We start from the raw sequence: 18,096 nt of genomic DNA on the forward strand, positions 1-18,096 counted from the left end.
CAAGTGTATTTGTGTATTATGTTGACAATGTAGTCATTGCGTCTGGAGTAATAATGCTGAAGTGGGGAGTGGCACTAAGCCTTAGCTTATCGCTAATTGGCCAAGTGCAAGCGCTTGAAAATGAACTGGTGCTCGCTGCATTAAAACGTACTCAGCAGCCAGTGACTTATGACGGTTCGTATTTTTCTTTAGATTACCCCAATGGTGATGTGCCCGCACATTTGGGGGTTTGTACCGATGTGGTGATTCGCTCATACAGGGCCATTGGTATCGATTTACAAGTGCAGGTTCATGAAGATATGCAGCAACACTTTGCCGCTTATCCCTCAACGCGTATTTGGGGTTTAAGCCGCACTGATAAAAATATCGATCATCGAAGAGTGCCCAATCTACAGGTGTTTTTTGCGCGTAACGGCGAATCTTTTAGCATTACACACAGGGCCGATAGTTATTTACCGGGCGACATTGTCACCTGGATGCTTCCCGGAAACCTGCCACATATTGGCATCGTGACCGATAAGCTAGCGCCTAGTGGTAGGCCTAAAATTGTACATAATATCGGTCTAGGCCCGCAGCTTGAAGATATGCTGTTTGATTATAAAATTACCGGGCATTACCGCTATCACCCTGCCTTGTAGCGGTGAGTTGCGTTGCTAGTGTTGATGCGCCAGTTTAAGGTGCTGTTCGACAAAAAACGTGGTTCTATTTTTGTTGATGCATTGCCTTAAAGCGCTGCTTTAAAAACTGGGTGAAGGCTTGTACTTTGCTAATGCGGTGCATATCTACGTGAGTCGTTAGCCATTGGGGGATTGCCCATTGTACAGGTGGTTCGATTAACGGGTATAAGTCTGGATGTTGCTTGGCTAACCAGCAGGATAAGGGGGCTGCGCCAAAGCCTGCCTTTATTGCTGGGATAAAGGCGTTAAAGTCGTTCACTCGCAGGCTAATTTGCTGCGGGTCTACTTGGCTATTCATCCAATGAATCGCACTAATTTGCGAGTAGGGCTCGATGGTGGAAATAAGTCGATGCCCGACAACCTGCTCTAACGAGCGTATACGGCCATATTGTTGAACATAGCTTTTAGACCCGTACAAGGTCATCGGGATTTCCCCTAAGTGTTGCACCACGTAATCCAAGTCTTTGGGTTTATTGCCAGGGCGAATACTTACGTGTGCTTCACCATGTTCTAGCTTTAGAATTCGGCTATCGGCCGCGTATTCCATTTTAATACTGGGATAAAGTGTCTGAAATTCAGCTAACAAGGGCAGCAGAATGTCTGCCATATTGTTTACCGTAGTGAGCACTAAGGTGCCAGAGAGCTGGTTATCTGTTCCTGCCAGCTTACCCAATAAACGGTTGAAGTCGTTTTGAGTATTTTCGGCAGCTTGGGTTAGCATTATACCGGCTTCGGTTGGCTGGTAACCGCGAGCGTGGCGATGAAATAAACGGGTGCCTAAGCGTTCTTCTAAGGCATTTATCCGTCGTAATACCGTACTGTGGTGAACATCTAAGGCTTCTGCCGCGGCGGTAAGCGTACCTAAGGTGGCAACCTGATAGGCAATGTGGATGTCGTTCCAATCACTTTTGTGTGCATTCATGCACAGAAGTGTTGCACAGGTAGTGTTTTTCTTCAAATTTGCTTGTGTAACAATGCTCTCAAATCGAACACAAATTCCACTTTCAGGCTAAACCTAGGAGCACAACATGATTAAATTAATCGCTATTGCAGGCAGCTTACGCGCTCAATCTTTTAACAAAAACTTGGTTAAAATAGCCGCTCAAGGTGCAGAAGATGCGGGGGCCGAAGTGCGTTATGTCGACTTGGCTGATTTTTCCATTCCGCTTTATTCTGAAGATTTAGAAGCCGAGGGTACGCCTGCTTCTGTGAACGACTTAAAGCATTTATTCGCTCAAGCCGATGGTATTTTGTTAGCCAGTCCTGAGTATAATGGCTCTATCTCTGGGGTGTTAAAAAACGCCTTGGATTGGTTATCGCGCCCGTCCAAAGATGCGGAGATTGGCCCCGCTTTCCAAGGCAAAGTTGCAGGCATTATGGCGACATCTCCTGGTGGTTTAGGGGGGATACGCGGTCTGGCGCATACGCGTGATATTTTGTTCAACTTAGGGGTAATGGTTAGCCCTAAGCAAGTGGCCGTGGGCTCGTCTTATCAAGCGTTTAACAGCGAAGGCCAGTTAACGGACACTGATATGGAGCAGCGAGTAAAAGCCTTGGGGGCAGAGGTTGCCGAGACAGCTAAACGCTTAGCAAGTTAAACGAACAAACGACAAGGCTCATTTAATGGTGGCGGCTTACGGCTGGCCGCTCCCGTTTAACTAGCGGCTTGTCAATTTCACCAAACCGGTTTGGCTAATGGCAATGCGAACCGTCAAGCTTAAGGTGGTCGCGATAGAAATACTCAGCATCACAAAAATAGCGATAAGAATGACTAGCTGATACTTAACGGCGATGATGGGGTCACTGCCAGCCAAAATTTGTCCGGTCATCATCCCTGGTAGAGTGACTAGCCCTACCGTTGTCATTGAGGCCAGCACTGGCGCAAAAGATTGCTGCATAGCGGTTTGCACAAAGCCCAGAGTGGCTTGTTGGCGGTTGGCGCCTAACGCTAAGTAAGCTTCATATTCACTGGTTTTTTCGCTTAAGGCGTTAAATAAGCGTTGTAGTGCAACAATGTTGGCACTAAGGCTATTGCCCAATAACATGCCCGCTAAGGGAATTAAGTATTGGGCACTGTAAACAGGGCTGGGTTTGAGTAAGGCAAAGAGCAAAATCAGTAACAGTGGGCTTAGCCCTAGTATCAAGCCGCTGAGCACCGGAATAAATAGGGCTTTTTGTGGCAATTTAGCTTTGCCAATAATGGCACTAGCGCCTACAACAAGCATTAGTGCTAACCAAAGTACATTTACCCAAAGACTGTCTAAATCAAATAAAAATTGTAGGTAAATGCCCAGCAATGCCAGCTGCACGGCCATTCGCACTAAGCTAATAGCGATGTCTTTGCCAAGGGAGAGTTGAAAGTGCCAGTTGATTAATACTGGGATAAGCAATATCGCACTAAACATTGCAAGAGCAGACCAACTAATCTCTATCGTCACCGGTGAATTCCATCCTACACAACAAGCAAGAAAAATAGCGCTAAAGCCAAACTATAACTAGTGTAGCGCGCCATTTTCTCAGAGTCTTGTATTGGGGGGGGCCAAAATGTTTGTGCGGCTGTTTAGCTAGCTTGTTTGGCTGAATCAGTTTGATATACCCGAACACAGTTTTTGCCTTCGGCTTTAGCTTGGTAAACGGCTTTGTCTGCCGCTTTCATCATTTCTTCATGGTGCCGCATCTTGTCGTTACGGTGGGCAATCCCTACACTTACACTGACCTTGTATTGTTGCTTGTTGATTTGCATTGCGTCGATACGCTCACGTATGTCGTTACCTAAACGTAGGCTGCCTTGCGCATCGGTATTGGGACAAATCAACAAAAACTCATCACCGCCTAAACGTGCTACTACGTCGTCATTTCTCACTGATTCACGTAATGATCTTGCTAACAACATAAGCACGGCATCGCCCGCATCATGACCATTACGATCGTTAATCTGTTTGAAATGGTCAGCGTCAATCATCATGCAAGCTAAAGGGGTATCTTGTTTTAAAGATTGTCGCCACAGCTCTTTTAATTGGATCATGGCATGGCGTCGATTAGGCAAACCAGTGAGTACATCAGTATGCGCCAACGATTGCAGATGGCGATTAGTTTTTTGTAAGGCTAAGGTTCGCTCTTGTACTTTCTGCTCAAGATTTTGGTTGAGCTCGAGCAATTCGTGATTGCGTAAACTTACCTGATGAAATAAACCGCGTAAGGCGGCAATTAGCGGTTCGGTGGCTAAGTCGGCAGGCTGCTCTGTTTTGCTAAAAGCCAGTGCAGGTGGATCACCAGCTTGGATATATTCTAGTTGCTTAGCAAGCACTTGGTCGATGCCCAATATGTGATAGGCCAACCATTGAATCAGGTAGTCGAGCAGGTGCTTAACTTTTTCTTGTTGGCTGTTGCTATCAAGTACCTTGAGGTTGGCAACTTCCGCTAAAAATTCATGATGAGCTTTGATGTGGGCTTTGCGATGTCTGGGATCAACCCGATTCACCGCCATCAGTGTTTCTTCTTCTTGGAAGTGCTCAATAACATAACGATTGAGCTCTACAGACAGTGATTCAATCGCTTCGCTAGGGTTATCTTGTTCGGTGAGTTGCTCACCAATCTGATTGATAAGATCGATCAAATTACGGTGCTGTTGATCAACCGTAGTTAAACCTGTCTCAAAGTCAGAAGTCCAACGAAATGATTCCATATCCTGCTGTCCAGCCTATCAATAATATAAGGACTAAAACTCAATGGTGGCATACTAGGTTTAGCTCACCAAAAGAAGGGGGCTACCTTACCGACTAATTAGAACAGTAAAGCTAATCTATATCAAAAAAACATCAATTCAAAGGCAGTTTATCAGGCTTTTCTTCCATTTTATGCCTTTGCTTATGCCTAAATATTGTTCAAGAAGATTAAACTTTTCGGCTATGCTGTTTCGCTGCAAAATATTGGCGTATGCTAATCTACAAGTCGAAAGCTGCTGTTATTACAATCTGCTAGAGAGGTGATAAGTGGAACAAAATTTAACCTTAGAACAAACCCGTGTTATTGGCGCACTGTTAGAGAAAGAAACCACCACTCCAGACCAATACCCTTTGTCGCTAAATGCCCTAACCTTGGCGTGTAATCAAAAAAGTAACCGTGAACCAGTAATGGCCCTATCAGAAGCTGAGGTTCAAGATGTCTTGGTGCAGCTGCAGCAATTACGCATGGTTACCGAGGCCCCGATGGCTGGCCGCGTGGTGCGTTACCAACATCGTTTCTGTAATTCTCAATTTGGCGGTTTACAGTTAGATGAGCAACAACGAGCGATTATTTGTTTGATGTTTTTACGTGGCCCACAAACGCCGGGGGAATTGCGTACACGCAGTCAGCGCCTAGCTAATTTTGCTAGTGTGCAACAAGTAGAACAAAGTCTGCAGGCACTGGCCGATCACGACAGCGGTAAATTGGTGTTAAGGTTAGAGCGTGAGCCAGGCAAGCGTGAATCACGTTACGCCCATCTATTCTCTGGTGAGCCGACCTTGCCAGCAGCCAGCAGTGTTGCAGCAACCCCAGTCATTGTTGAACAACACACTGATTTACAACAGCAAATAGACTTGTTGCAACAAGAGTTAGTCGCGTTAAAACACCGCGTAGAAGAATTAGAAAAATAAAAAAAGGCCAGCAATCTGCTGGCCTTATCTTTTAGTTGCTAGCTTAGTGGAAGGGGAAGATGTAATTCACCCATCCTTGCATTCTCAATAATACTTTTCTGATTACCGATACATGATGGAAGTGGTCAGTATAAATGGCAACATGGCCACTGATTCCCATCGGGAAGTGAAATTCGTCAAAGCGTTCTTCGGGGTCAATTATCACTAAAGCGCGGCTATGTTTAAAGAAAGTTTCTGCGCCGCGTAAATTACCATTGGCCTGAAACTCACCTTCGGCAATCGTGGGCATGACTTGCCTTACGGTTCCTTTAAATACAATACCTGGTTGGGCGCTAACAATGAACTCTGCTTGGTCGCCCGATTTAAGACGCTTAATTGAGTTTTCCCAAAAGGCACCGACAAACATCGACTCTTCTTTAGGGATAAAGGTCATTACCGGTCTTAAGGGCATTGGCACTGCTACCATCCCTTTACGTAGGCCGACCTGTGTCACGTAGCCGTCGGTAGGTGCATGTATCACGGTTTGTTCTAAGTCGAACAGTGCCTTATCCAATTGGCTTTGTAAGCTGGCCACGCTGGTGTTTACGCCGTCAAAGGTAGACTCGTAGGCTAATTGAGCTCGCATTTCATTGGCGTCTGCCACTTGTAATTGTGCTTCGGCAGCCAGATAAGCTTGTTGACGATTTTCTACTTCTAGCTCACTAAATGGGCTATTTTTTCCGCCTTTCTTTCGGCCATCGGCATAGCGTTGATAAGCTTGTTGAGTTCTATCGCGCACCGCTTTGGCTGACGCGGTAGTCGCTTTAGCACTGGCCAACTGGGCATACAATTGTGGTACTTGTTGCTGAGCCGCCGCCAATTCGGCTTGGCGTTGCCGCACTATGGCTTCAAAGGGCTCAGGGTCAAGTTTAAACAGTACATCACCTGCCTTGATTAAGCGGTTGGGTTCAACTGGCACGTCGATCACCTTGCCACGCACTAAAGGCATAATAGGCACCGAGGTATACACTTGGCGAGCGTTGGCGGTATAGGGGTGGTTATAGTTCATTAATATAATTAATGCCCCAATGATTATTACCCCACCTAATACGGCGGTAGGCACGGTCCACTTAGTTAAGGGAATATTGAAAATTTTGAATATGGCAATACACATGCCGGTATAAGTGAGGATAAGCAATAAATCCATTATTGGTTCTCCTGTTGTTCTAGTTGTTGCACATGTTTACTAATAATGGCCACTTGGCGTTTCAATTTGCTGATTTCGGCGGCCATTTCATCTTCACGAGATGCTAGCTGCTGCTCTTTTCCTTCGAGCTGTTGTTGCCTATCTTCAAGCGCTTGTTCTTGTTGTTCAAGCTGTTTAAAACCCCAACCTCGGTCTTCGCGGTATAAGGTGGCCCAGATCCATAAAAAGGGCCAAAGAACATGTAAGGTAAACAAGCTAACCCAACCGGCAACATGAATCGCATCTTGATGGGGATGGTTGCGATGCTTTGATATTTCATAGGGGATATCGTGAATGGCGATAATGCCGTAAAACAAGGTTAGGCCTACAAAGAACAGTAAACCCAGCGCGAAAAAATCCAAAAACATAGTCCCTCCTTGGGATATCTTTGCGATTAATTGAAACTAACATTCAGCTTAAATCAAATGGGTCGATAACGATACTAAGCAATTAAGTATTGATAACGATAATGGTTAAGCGGCCTTATTTTGTATTCGCGAGCTAGGCTTAACTGTTGCGGTAGTGTCATCAACACCATAGAGGTCACCATGAAGTTATGTTTGGTAGAACAGGTTTGGGATAAAGGCGAGCACAACGCTTTTACAGACTTATGCGATTTTAACTCAGCATTGTGGTTGTGTTTTCGTGAAGCCGAAGGCCATGTCAGCCCAGAGGGTGATATTCGTATTCTGCGTAGAGCGGATGATCAGAGCCATTTCAGCGCAGCGGCATTGATTCATGTAGAGGGTATCGATTTACGTGACCCCAAGCTGGTAGAAAGCCCAGATGGTAAGTTACTACTCACTTGCGCTGGGGTAGACCGCAGTGCAGAGCGCCAAATAATCCAAAGTTATATTGCCTGGTCTAGTGATGGCATCACTTGGTCTGAGCTTAGCCCTCAAGGCGAGCAGGGCATGTGGTTATGGCGCAGTCGCTACCTGAATGATGTGGCGTATTCAGTGGCTTACAATTACAGCCTAGATAAAGTGAGCTTATATAAAATGGATGCTGAGCAGCAATACCAGTTACACGTAGACCCTTTATTTAGCCTTGAACAAAACGGTTTAGCTTACCCCAATGAGCATGATCTTGCCTTGTTAGATGATGGCTCGGCCTTGTGTTTATTACGCCGTGATAAAGACAGCGGCACTGCCCAATTAGGTTCAGCTACCGCGCCTTACCTTAACTGGGATTGGCTAGACTTAGGCGCACAAATTGGCGGCCCAGTAATGCTTAAACTTGATGATGGCCGAGTATTATGCGCGGTACGTTTATATGAGCCGGTGCGTACCAGTTTGTGTTGGCTTCAGGTAGAGCGGGGCCAACTGAAAGAAGTGCAGGTTTTACCCTCTGGTGGAGACACCAGTTACGCTGGGCTAGTGCAGCGCGGCGAGCGCATCTATTGTAGTTACTACTCTAGCCACCACGATAAAACGGCTATCTATATGGCAGAGTTAGATTTAAGCCAAGAGTAAATAGCTAAACCACGGCAACAAAAAAGGCAGCTGTAATAGCTGCCTAAATGATCCGCTGTTGCTACTAGAACTTATAACCAAAGCCAAAGGCTGCTATGCCACCTTTGCTATCGTAGAACGTAATGTTTGAGTCGGTATCGTTGTAGCCACCCAATATATTAAACATGGCGTTTTCCCAACCAAAAGGTTGTTGATAAACGTAGATGGCAAACAGTGATATTTTGTCGTCTTTTTGGGTTTGATTATCAAATACTGGGTTGCTTCCAGAGTATTTAGTTTGGCCATATTCAGCGTTTACAGTGAATAGATGCTGACCAGAGCGGTACAAACTGTTTAAGCGCAAAGCATATTGGTCAAAGTCGTTGGCGCTGCCATCAGCTTTGGCGGTGGTATATAACAAGGCGGGTGATAAAAACCATTTGCGCGACAAAGGCACAAAGGTTTCGGCAATAACACGGTGTAAATCGGCATTACGGTTCAGAGCTTGGGCTTCGCTTGAATTTGCCCCGAATAATGCCACTCCACTTTGCTCGTTATCTACGGTGCGTTTAGCGTAGGCATATTCTAGAGTTAACGGGCCATCAGCTATCGCTTCGTAACGTATCCGCCCACCTTGGTAGTTCTCATCGGTTTCTTGTCTGGCGACACCAGTAACATAAGGGTCACTCCATGTGTCATTCATGAAAGGTAACTCGGGGAAGTAAGCAGCAGTAATTTTACTGCGATCGCTTAACGCTCGGGTGTAACCGAGCTCGTATTGAAATTGTGCTCTGCCTAAATTCTCGCGGCTGTTACCTAAGAAAAATTGGTTTTTAAGATCTTCGGTGGTGTAGTCAACACGGACCAGTGGGTAAACAATCACTGAGCTAGAGCTTTTACCGTTGTTGTTAAGATCTTTGGTGATTTTATTATCGTCATCGGTAGAGAATTGGTTTTGGCCGCTTACGTAACCGACGTTTAAGTTGATGGTTGCAGACCAGCCAGACTCTTCGGCTAACGGGCGAGCATCTGCGGCAACACTCAACAACATACTACAGCACACTAACGAGCTTACTCGTTTAAACATTAGTCACATCCTTGTATCTGGGTAATCTTAGTGAAATCATTATCTTGGATTAATACTACTAACGTTAATGATAGATGAATAGATCAACGTTTGTTTTATCTTTTACTCAACGTAAACTGGCCGCTATTTGTACCGTTAGCCACTGAATCGTTGCGCTCCCTGCTTAACCGGCGCTAGCTTGAAAGACTTGTTCGGTTTTTGTTGCGTATTAAAGGGTTGAGTGTGGATAGAAAAACAGAGCGACTGGCGCTCTGTGGTTGATTTATATCGTTTAGTGCAGACTTTAATCTAGCTCTGAGAATAAACTGCGGTCAAAAGATTTTTCACAGTAGTGACATTTCAGTTTGATGTCTGTTTTTTGGTGTCTTACATAAAAATGGCTGTCGATAGGTTCGTTATGGCTTATACAATTACTATTTGGGCAAGCAAACACCGCCTTGATATAGTCGGGCGTAGACACGTGGAACTTTCTCACCACCTCAAAATCTTCAATTAAGTTAATGGTGGCATTGGGGGCAAACAAGGCCAACTGATTGGCTTGGTTCTCATCAAAAACGGTATTTTCAACTTTGATCAAATCTTTTTGTTGTTGCTCTCCGCTGGGTAAGTTTAAGCCAACGGTAATTCGTTCTTGAGCTGCCGATAGTTGGAAAAACTTTAATATCTTAATGCCTTGCCCTGCAGGCACGTGGTCAATCACTGTTCCGTGAGCAATCGCTTCAACTTGCAACTTCTTTTTCATTATTGCGCTCCAAATTCGTTAGTCATAATTAGCGCTAATAAGGCTTGGCGCGCATAAACACCGTTCTCAGCCTGCTCGAAATAATAGGCATAAGGCGTGTTATCAACGTCGGTAGTGATTTCGTCAACTCGTGGTAGCGGATGCAAGATCTTAAGGTTGTCTTTGACCTGCTCAAGCATATTGGCGCGTAGAATAAAGCTTGATTTAATATGTTGGTATTCAGTTTCGTCGAAACGTTCTTTTTGCACGCGGGTCATATATAAGATGTCGAGTTCGTCCACCACTTCTTCAATACTGTCGTGCAGACTGTATTTGATTTCTCGCTCGTTTAACTCTTCAATAATATAGTCGGGCATCGCCAGTGCTTTGGGGGCAATAAAGTAAAATTCGCAGCCAAAGAGTGACAAAGCTTGAGTGAGAGAGTGAACCGTGCGGCCATATTTTAAGTCACCGACAAAAGCGACTTTTAAGCCTTCTAAACTACCTTGGGTTTCAAAGATCGTGAACAAATCTAGCAAGGTTTGGGTAGGGTGCTGGTTTGAACCGTCGCCACCGTTAATCACCGGTACATTCGAAAATTCGCTGGCTAAGCGCGCGGCACCTTCTTGTGGGTGACGCATAAAAAAAGCATCACTATAAGATGAAATAACTTTTACCGAATCAACTAAGGTTTCACCCTTCTTGCCTAAAGAGGTGTTGCCACCATCGGCAAAACCTATCACGCTGCCACCTAAGCGCTGAACGGCCGTTTCAAAAGATAAACGAGTACGGGTTGAAGCTTCAAAAAAACAGCTGGCAACAACTTTGTTTCGTAATAACTCTGGGCGTGGTTGTTGCTTGATGCTAGTGGCTGTGTCGACGATTAACTCAAGCTCCTGACGGGATAAATCAGGGATAGAGATAATGTGCTTTTGATAAAGCGGGTTGTTCATGCTCGCAGATCCTAATCCGATGTGAAATCGGAACAGAATTATAGCAGCGAGCAGTCCCAGTGAATATGATCTTAGTAAGGAATACCAAGATTAATTTCTTTTAGCGTAAAACCTTAGGCGTATTGGCTACTTTTTCGTTCACGATAATCTTGGCAATCAATACAATAGCGCGACTCTGGGCGGGCATTAAGGCGGGCGGTGCTAATATCTTCGCCACAGCCTTCACAAAAGCCATAATCTTGCTCTGCAATACGGCGCAGTGCATCTTTTAAGCTTTTAACGTGGGCGAGGTCATGTTGGCGACGGTTTAGCTGGAGTTGTTGAGACTCTTCTTGGTTGGCGCGATCGACGTCGTCACCTAAATCAACTTTATCTTTGAACAGCTCGTTGTCTTGCTCTAGGCGCTGTTGAGTTTCGTTCAATTGCTCGGTGAGTTGTTGACGAATAGTCTCAATTTGTTGGTCGCTAATCATTTTTTTGAATGTCTTCCTTCCTATTGCGTTAAGCGCTAACGATTACCTTATATGTAACGCTAATAACCCAAAAATTAGTTAATCGACAATTTTAACCACTAGTAAAGCCTTTTCAAAGTGCTTTTTTGGATAAATGTTAGCCAGCTAGCACTTGGGTTTAGATAAATTACCCGTTATTATCTCGCGGCGTTTGCTGGTGGAAGAAAAAGTGCGCTTTTTTGTCAGTTTTGACACCGCAAACTACACTAATAAGGTATCAAACAAGATTTCTGTGATTTCGTATCACACCCTATTGAGGATTGTATGAGTGAATAAAATAAACATGTTGTTGGTTGGGCTTTTGGCATTGGCCACTAACGCAGTAATAGCTCAAGAAGAGAAAGTACTGAATGTTTACAACTGGACTGAGTATATTGCAGAAGACACCATTGCAGAGTTTGAAAAAGAAACTGGCATTAAAGTCATTTACGACGTCTTTGATTCTAATGAAGTATTAGAAGCTAAGTTACTATCAGGTAACACCGGTTTTGATATTGTTGCGCCGTCTCATGACTTTTACGGTAGACAAATTACCGCAGGGGTATACCAACAGCTAGATCGCTCTAAGCTGACCAATTGGGATAACCTTGACCCAAAACTACTCGCCACCTTAGATAGTTACGACCCAGGTAACCTGTATGGTATTCCTTATATGTGGGGAACGACCGGTATTGGCTACAACGTTAATAAAGTAAAAGAAATTCTTGGCGAAGATGCCGATCTTAACTCTTGGTCTTTGGTCTTTGATCCTGAGATTGCCGGCAAGCTAAGCCAATGTGGTATAGCATTTTTAGATGCGCCAAGTGAAGTGATAGCAGCCATGCTGAACTACATGGGCAAAGATCCTAATAGTACTAAATCGTCTGACTATAAAGGTGAGATAGAAAACTTAATGGAGCAATTGCGCCCTAACGTTCGCTACTTCCACAGCTCTCAATACATTAACGACCTAGCCAGTGGAGACATTTGTGTGGCGATTGGGTGGTCTGGCGATGTACTTATGGCGGGTGACCGTGCAGCCGAAGCTGATAACGGGGTTGAGCTAGAATACATTATCCCGAAAGAAGGCGCAGGCGTTTGGTTTGATATGTTTGCCATCCCTAAAGAAGCCAAACACCCAGAAAATGCCCATGCGTTTATCAACTACGTATTGCGCCCTGAAGTGATTGCCAAAGTGACTGATTTTGTTTGGTATGCCAATCCAAATATTAAAGCCACTGCCTTAATCGACCCAGAGATTGCCCAGCACCAAGGCATTTATCCCAATGAAGATGCCGCTAAAAATCTCTACGGCTTTGTAAACGTACCCCCAAAAGTAGAACGCACCCGCACTCGTCTTTGGACCAAGTTTAAAACGGGTCGTTAACATACATATTTAAGCCATTTAAAAGCCAGCGTATTCGCTGGCTTTTTTTTGTCGGTTAATTTTACACCTGTACCAATCTTATTGATATTCTGGCCAATAGTGAATGGCCAGCAGAAAGCTCCTTTACCCTCTCTACTGATTTATTTGTTAAGAATAAAGCGCTGCTGTAATAAACAAACAGCAGTGGATAATAAAAACAACATAAATGGTAAGTTAAGCCTTATTCGTCTAATTAATTTACATACCGAATATATTAACAAGTCCTTAACAACCTAGAGGCTTAATAAAAAAACCTTTAAAAACAGAAGGTTAAAAAAATGTGATCTTGTTATCACTTTTGGCTTGGTGATTGCTATGTTACTTACGACAGTTGTTGCTTTTCACTTTTTTGGTAAGGATAACCGCAATGAAAGCTTCCATCTTTTTTTTAATCACAGCGTTAATCACATTTAATACTTCGGCCGGGATTATACCGGTTTCAGAAAACCCCGCAGAGGCTGCAGGGCCGCTGGTATTTTTAGCCGGTGGTGCATCACCCCATCAAAACCCTGCACTATACCCAGTAGCAAGCTCTGCCAGCACCGTTGATATAAACGACGATGTTAGAGCAACTGTTAGCTTTGACTTACAGGCTTTAGATTTTGCTTCAGATGAAGGTGCATTCTCATTCGATAACGGTTTTTTAGACCTTACCTTCCTTTGGTATTTCGAGGGCATAGAGCAAGCTTTCAGTTATGCAGCTGCTTCTTGGCTAGATATTTCAGAACAACAGTTGGCAGGTTTAAGCTTGTTGACCTTTGTGTCTGATGATTACCTTTTTGCCAATAACTTATTACAAGTAGGCGAGTGGTCACTTTACGCCTATGCCGAACAACAATACGTGGGTGGGTCATTATTTAACGTTACAGAAACGGCTCCAGTACCAGAGCCTGCATCAATTTTGTTGTTTGTGTTGTCTGTTGCCGGTGTCTTTGGCCGTCGTTTATTGCGAACAAAAAACTAATTGATATAAGTTAAGCAGCAGGAGAACGGATTCCCGCTGCTCACCTATGTTGTGCAATAAAGCACCAACATAGGCACGTTTTAGCCAACAAGCTTGGCACAAGGATGTGTTATGGGAAACGAAAGAAATGGTTTTGTTCGCAGCCACGAGTTTGAGTTAGCGCTTGTTTATCGCATTACCGACTTAGTGATCATTTTTGCTACGCTAGCATCATTAGCGTGGTGGAGAAATGGCCAGGTAGACGGTGATTTCAGGCTGTTAGCCATTGGCTTAGGCATGGTGTTTCTGGTTATTGCAGAGTCTTTCACTTTGTACCGCTCATGGCGGATAGCCTCAGTGAAAGAGCAAGCGCAAACAACATTAAGTGTTTGGCTGATAACAGTGGCAATAATACTCGCGATTAACTATTTCTTAAAAGTTTCTGATAACTACTCACGGCTAGTATTTGGCGGTTGGCTGTTAGTCACGCCTATCGCATTGATTGTATGGCGGATGGTATTTCGTGAAATACTCGCCTTATTAAGAAAAACGGGCTACAACACTCGTAAAACCCTCATTATTGGTGTATCTGAAACAGGCTTAAGGCTACACCAAGAGCTGATATCTAACCCCGACTTAGGTTTACGCTTTATTGGTTTCTTTGATGATCGCGACAGTGCTCGCCTAGGCGACGACTCTCATTATTTTGGGCCGGTAGGCTCGGTAGCTAAAGCCTTAGAGTTAGCCAAAAATGGCGAGGTAGACCATGTGTATGTGGCACTACCAATGCATGCCAAAGATAGAATCACCGGTTACCTCAAGCAGTTGTCAGACACCACCTGCACCACCTTTATTGTTCCCGATTTTTTCACTTATAACTTGATTCACTCACGTTGGAGCAGTTTAGGCAATATTCAAACTGTGAGTGTATTCGATAGCCCGTTCCGAGGTGTATTTAGTGTAACTGTAAAGCGGATTCAAGATGTGGTGTTAGCCAGCATTATTATCACCTTGATCAGCCCGCTGATGTTAGCGGTGGCCATTGGCGTAAAACTGGGCTCTGCAGGGCCAATATTGTTTAAGCAAGACCGCTATGGCCTAGACGGTAAAAGAATTCGCGTTTGGAAATTCCGCTCTATGAAGGTAATGGAGAATGGCGGCACAGTGACCCAAGCTACCCAAAATGACCCACGGGTTACCCCCTTTGGCGCATTTATTCGCCGCACCTCACTAGACGAACTTCCGCAGTTTTTTAATGTGCTATTTGGCAGCATGTCGATTGTTGGGCCGCGCCCGCATGCGGTAGCGCATAACGAAGAGTATCGACAAGTGGTTGACCGCTACATGCTGCGCCACAAAGTTAAACCCGGCATAACTGGCTGGGCGCAAATAAATGGCTGCAGAGGCGAAACCGACACCCTAGACAAAATGGAGCGCCGTATCGCCTATGACCTGGAATATATCCAGCTATGGAGCTTATGGATGGACATTAAAATTGTCTATAAAACCATTTTCAAAGGTTTTCGCAGCGACCAAGCCTATTAAGGCATTAGATATGCAAGGGAGTATATGAAAGTTACCCGAGTCACTACTGTTATTACCAGTGTGCAATTAATCTCCATAACAGAGGTGGTTTAAATGTTGATAAAGTTAAAGCGTATTTTATTAGTTTGTTGTTTATTGCTGCCTATATTTAATAGCTATGCGGCCAATGAAGACAATTACCGCTTAGGGCCTGGCGATGTAATCAACATTAAGGTTTATGGTGAAGAAGACCTAAGCATGGAGCTGTTAATAAACAACAGTGGCAAAATTGATTACCCCTACCTCGGCCGTTTAAGCGTGAGCGGTGCAACCAGCCAAGAGCTAAAACAAACTATTCAAACCGGCTTAAAAGGTGATTATTTAATTCAGCCGAAGGTAGCCGTAAATATTGTTCAATATAGGCAGATATTTATCAACGGTGAGGTAGAAAATCCAGGAGGGTATGCCTACCAACCGGGTTTAACTATAGAAAAAGCTATTGCACTTGCAGGTGGTTTCACCGAACGAGCGTCTAAAACCAACATTAATGTGAGTTCTGGCGCTAATAATAGCCTTGTATCTAAGGCGACGCTCAATTCTAAAATTCAAGCTGGCGACATTATTGTTGTGAAGGCGAGCTTTTTTTAAGCCTTTAGGCTATTGAATAACAAGGATGTATAAACGTGAATAGAACCGCCAATATCAATATTCACCCTATTGCTAGTGATGATTCATTTCAACAGAATGCTGCTCGGCAGTTTGAGCAAAAAGAGGAGTTGGTTGACTTAGGGCAATATTTTAAAGCGGTGTGGAAGCGCTGGCCAATGATTTTTGGTTTTACTTTTCTGGCCGCTTTATTGGCTACATTAGCTGCTTTTTCTATTACTCCTGTATATCGGGCTACAGCTACATTACTTATAGAAGCTGATCAGCGTAAAGCTGTATCTATTGAGGATGTTGTTGGGGTGGATACTTCTAAACAGGAATACTATCTCACCCAGTTTGAATTACTCAAATCACGAACAATTGCTCAGAAAGTGATAGACAAATATGGGCTGGAAAAACTACCTGAGTTTAACGGAGATAAACCGACGACCACGTTAGATAAGTTTAAAAATCCTGTAAGCAGTCTTCGAGGACTAGTTCATAACTCAGTGTTACTACAAAGCATGTTTGACATGGGGCAAGGTCCATCGGAAATAGATCAACAATTAGTTAGAAAGCACACTGTAATGGAATCTTTTCGGGAACGCTTAAGCATAAGCCCTGTTAGAAAAACACAATTAGTTAAAATCAGTTTTGATTCCGAAGATAAGAGACTAGCTGCAACTTTGGCTAATGCGGTAGGCGAGGCTTACATCGAGGGTAATCGCGACTCTAGATTGCAAGCAAGTCAAGAAGCAACAACTTGGTTAGAAGATCGTTTAACTAAGCTTAAAGCTTCTGTTACACAGTCCGAAACTCGGTTGACTGGTTTCCTCGAAGGTGAAGGCTTAGTGGATGTTAGTGGTATAGACAGCCTAGCTTCCACTGAATTAAACGATATAAGCCGCCGTTTAAGCGATGCTCGTGACAGAAGGGTTGCAGCTGAATCGTTATATTATGTATTGCAAGAAAATAGGAATGCCGGATTAGCACAATTATCATCTATATCTGCAATATCAAATCACCCTCAGTTGCGTGATGTACGTATGGCTGAAATTGAGGCCGAGCGTTTAGTCTCAGAGCTAAGTAAACGGTATGGCCCTAAACACGACAAAATGATTCAAGCGCAAGCCCAGCTAGCCTCAGTGAAAGACAGAACAAATAAAGTGCTTAACAGCTTGGCAACGGGGATTGAGAAAGAACTTCGTGGCGCACGCAAACAAGAAAGTGCAATTCAAGTTGAGTTGAATGGTAAAAAAGACCAATTTCAAGGTATCGCCGTTAAGCGTGCGACTTACGATGCCTTGAAACGAGATGTGGAAAGCAACCGCAAGCTATATGATTTATTTTTAAATAGACAGAAAGAAACGGCTGCTACGACAGATTTTCAATCTGCGGTAGCTAGGTTTAGCGATAGAGCTGAAGCCCCCCTTCTTCCTGAGAAGCCAAATAAGAAGCTGATGGTTTTACTTGCCGCGTTTATAGGCGCGACCTTAGCAATAGGCCTCGCTCTAGTAGCTGACTCTTTTAAAAATACCATTGAGGGTATCGACGATATTAAAAATAAATTGCACCTCATTCCTCTAGGCTCGATCCCAATTCTTAACAAACGATTGATGAAAAAAGGCGTGGTAGCCGACTTGCTGTCAGAAAATGGAGATTATGTTTTTACTGAGTCAATTAGAACTATAAGAACTTCATTGCTTCTAAATATGGCAGCTAAAGAACGGAAAATTTTAGCAGTGACCTCTTCGCTGCCAGGCGAAGGTAAAACAACGACTTCTATATCTCTAGCCGCAGCAGTTGCAAAAATGGAAAAAACGTTACTAATTGACTGTGATTTAAGGAGGCCTTCACTAGGTGAGCGATTCAACTTGGCCAATGGTTTACCGGGCGTAACAAATATTCTGGCGATGGGTGATGATATTGATGATTGCATTTATAATCATGAGGTCTCGGGGCTAGATGTACTGCCAGCTGGTATGTTAGTCAACAACTGCCAAGAGCTTTTATCTGGTGAGTTATTTATTAAACTCATTCAAAAGCTATCTCTTAAATATGAAAAAATAATAATAGATACTCCTCCGTTAGTTGCAGTTTCTGATGCCATTATTATCGGGGATATAGCAGATAGTCTACTTCTGGTCGTGAGCGCAAATACTACAAAGCTGCCATTGGTAAAACAAACTATATCTAGCTTAATTGACCATGGTGTAAGTGTAGAGGGAGTGGTTGTAAATAAACTAAATCTGAAAAAATCCGATACTAGTTATTATTACCAGGCAGAACAAAAAAATGTAGCCACCGGATAGG

General features: G+C 43.9%; 18 protein-coding genes. 9 read left to right on the plus strand and 9 right to left on the minus strand.

Features of this window, described 5'->3' with window-relative positions; genetic code table 11:
- Nucleotides 1-53: 53 nt before the first annotated feature.
- The gene (locus ACVFI8_RS12095; protein WP_457871468.1) at nt 54-638 is read left to right on the plus strand and encodes a DUF1287 domain-containing protein; all 585 of its coding nucleotides are present in this window, start codon (nt 54-56) and stop codon (nt 636-638) included.
- Between the two features lie 64 nt (nt 639-702).
- Here ACVFI8_RS12095 and ACVFI8_RS12100 read toward each other — a convergent pair whose 3' ends face one another.
- The gene (locus tag ACVFI8_RS12100; RefSeq protein WP_457871469.1) at nt 703-1,599 is read right to left on the minus strand and encodes a LysR family transcriptional regulator; all 897 of its coding nucleotides are present in this window, start codon (nt 1,597-1,599) and stop codon (nt 703-705) included.
- A 106-nt stretch (nt 1,600-1,705) separates the two neighbouring features.
- Between ACVFI8_RS12100 and ACVFI8_RS12105 the strand changes: the two genes are divergently transcribed.
- Nucleotides 1,706-2,275, plus strand: a complete 570-nt coding sequence (locus ACVFI8_RS12105) for an NADPH-dependent FMN reductase (RefSeq protein ID WP_248713229.1) — start codon at nt 1,706-1,708, stop codon at nt 2,273-2,275.
- A gap of 60 nt (nt 2,276-2,335) precedes the next feature.
- Here the strand turns inward: ACVFI8_RS12105 and ACVFI8_RS12110 are convergent, their stop codons facing one another.
- Together ACVFI8_RS12110 and ACVFI8_RS12115 are read right to left on the minus strand one after the other, a co-directional pair.
- Nucleotides 2,336-3,115, minus strand: a complete 780-nt coding sequence (locus ACVFI8_RS12110) for an ABC transporter permease (RefSeq protein ID WP_457871470.1) — start codon at nt 3,113-3,115, stop codon at nt 2,336-2,338.
- Between the two features lie 122 nt (nt 3,116-3,237).
- A complete protein-coding gene (locus ACVFI8_RS12115; RefSeq protein WP_457871471.1) occupies nt 3,238-4,362 on the minus strand; it encodes a diguanylate cyclase in 1,125 nt (374 codons plus the stop codon).
- 307 nt (nt 4,363-4,669) lie between these two features.
- Between ACVFI8_RS12115 and ACVFI8_RS12120 the strand changes: the two genes are divergently transcribed.
- Nucleotides 4,670-5,314, plus strand: coding sequence for a YceH family protein (locus ACVFI8_RS12120; protein ID WP_457871472.1), 645 nt, complete (start codon nt 4,670-4,672; stop codon nt 5,312-5,314).
- A 43-nt stretch (nt 5,315-5,357) separates the two neighbouring features.
- Here the strand turns inward: ACVFI8_RS12120 and ACVFI8_RS12125 are convergent, their stop codons facing one another.
- Entirely contained in the window at nt 5,358-6,500 is a 1,143-nt protein-coding gene (locus tag ACVFI8_RS12125; protein WP_457871473.1) for an HlyD family secretion protein, read from the minus strand.
- A complete protein-coding gene (locus ACVFI8_RS12130) occupies nt 6,500-6,907 on the minus strand; it encodes a DUF3302 domain-containing protein (RefSeq protein ID WP_248713224.1) in 408 nt (135 codons plus the stop codon). Before ACVFI8_RS12130 ends, ACVFI8_RS12125 begins: the two co-directional genes overlap by 1 nt.
- Before the next feature lie 180 nt (nt 6,908-7,087).
- Here ACVFI8_RS12130 and ACVFI8_RS12135 point away from each other — a divergent pair, with 180 nt between their 5' ends.
- Nucleotides 7,088-8,014: a sialidase family protein gene (locus ACVFI8_RS12135; RefSeq protein WP_248713223.1), complete on the plus strand. Its 927-nt coding sequence runs from the start codon at nt 7,088-7,090 to the stop codon at nt 8,012-8,014.
- Nucleotides 8,015-8,078: 64 nt separating this feature from the next.
- Here ACVFI8_RS12135 and ACVFI8_RS12140 read toward each other — a convergent pair whose 3' ends face one another.
- The 4 genes from ACVFI8_RS12140 to ACVFI8_RS12155 form a co-directional block, all read right to left on the minus strand.
- The gene (locus ACVFI8_RS12140) at nt 8,079-9,080 is read right to left on the minus strand and encodes a DUF2860 domain-containing protein (protein ID WP_457871474.1); all 1,002 of its coding nucleotides are present in this window, start codon (nt 9,078-9,080) and stop codon (nt 8,079-8,081) included.
- A gap of 283 nt (nt 9,081-9,363) precedes the next feature.
- Nucleotides 9,364-9,822, minus strand: coding sequence for an aspartate carbamoyltransferase regulatory subunit (gene pyrI, locus ACVFI8_RS12145; protein ID WP_248713221.1), 459 nt, complete (start codon nt 9,820-9,822; stop codon nt 9,364-9,366).
- Nucleotides 9,822-10,754 (minus strand): aspartate carbamoyltransferase, encoded by a 933-nt coding sequence (gene pyrB, locus ACVFI8_RS12150; protein ID WP_248713220.1) that lies wholly within the window; start codon nt 10,752-10,754, stop codon nt 9,822-9,824. Before pyrB ends, pyrI begins: the two co-directional genes overlap by 1 nt.
- 113 nt (nt 10,755-10,867) lie before the next feature.
- Nucleotides 10,868-11,227 (minus strand): TraR/DksA family transcriptional regulator, encoded by a 360-nt coding sequence (locus tag ACVFI8_RS12155; RefSeq protein WP_248713219.1) that lies wholly within the window; start codon nt 11,225-11,227, stop codon nt 10,868-10,870.
- Between the two features lie 322 nt (nt 11,228-11,549).
- Here ACVFI8_RS12155 and ACVFI8_RS12160 point away from each other — a divergent pair, with 322 nt between their 5' ends.
- The 5 genes from ACVFI8_RS12160 to ACVFI8_RS12180 all read left to right on the plus strand — a co-directional run bounded on the left by ACVFI8_RS12160 (nt 11,550) and on the right by ACVFI8_RS12180 (nt 18,095).
- Nucleotides 11,550-12,632 carry an extracellular solute-binding protein gene (locus tag ACVFI8_RS12160; RefSeq protein WP_248715667.1) on the plus strand — a complete coding sequence of 361 codons (1,083 nt, stop codon included), beginning with the start codon at nt 11,550-11,552 and terminating at the stop codon, nt 12,630-12,632.
- Nucleotides 12,633-13,038: 406 nt separating this feature from the next.
- On the plus strand, nt 13,039-13,635 hold the full coding sequence (locus ACVFI8_RS12165; protein ID WP_457871475.1) for a PEP-CTERM sorting domain-containing protein: 597 nt from the start codon (nt 13,039-13,041) through the stop codon (nt 13,633-13,635).
- A 111-nt stretch (nt 13,636-13,746) separates the two neighbouring features.
- Nucleotides 13,747-15,159: an undecaprenyl-phosphate glucose phosphotransferase gene (locus ACVFI8_RS12170; RefSeq protein ID WP_457871476.1), complete on the plus strand. Its 1,413-nt coding sequence runs from the start codon at nt 13,747-13,749 to the stop codon at nt 15,157-15,159.
- A 93-nt stretch (nt 15,160-15,252) separates the two neighbouring features.
- Entirely contained in the window at nt 15,253-15,786 is a 534-nt protein-coding gene (locus tag ACVFI8_RS12175) for a polysaccharide biosynthesis/export family protein (RefSeq protein ID WP_457871477.1), read from the plus strand.
- Between the two features lie 35 nt (nt 15,787-15,821).
- Nucleotides 15,822-18,095 carry a GumC family protein gene (locus tag ACVFI8_RS12180; protein ID WP_457871478.1) on the plus strand — a complete coding sequence of 758 codons (2,274 nt, stop codon included), beginning with the start codon at nt 15,822-15,824 and terminating at the stop codon, nt 18,093-18,095.
- The last annotated feature ends 1 nt before the right edge of the window (nt 18,096 follow it).

The organism is Agarivorans sp. MS3-6, from assembly GCF_054112545.1.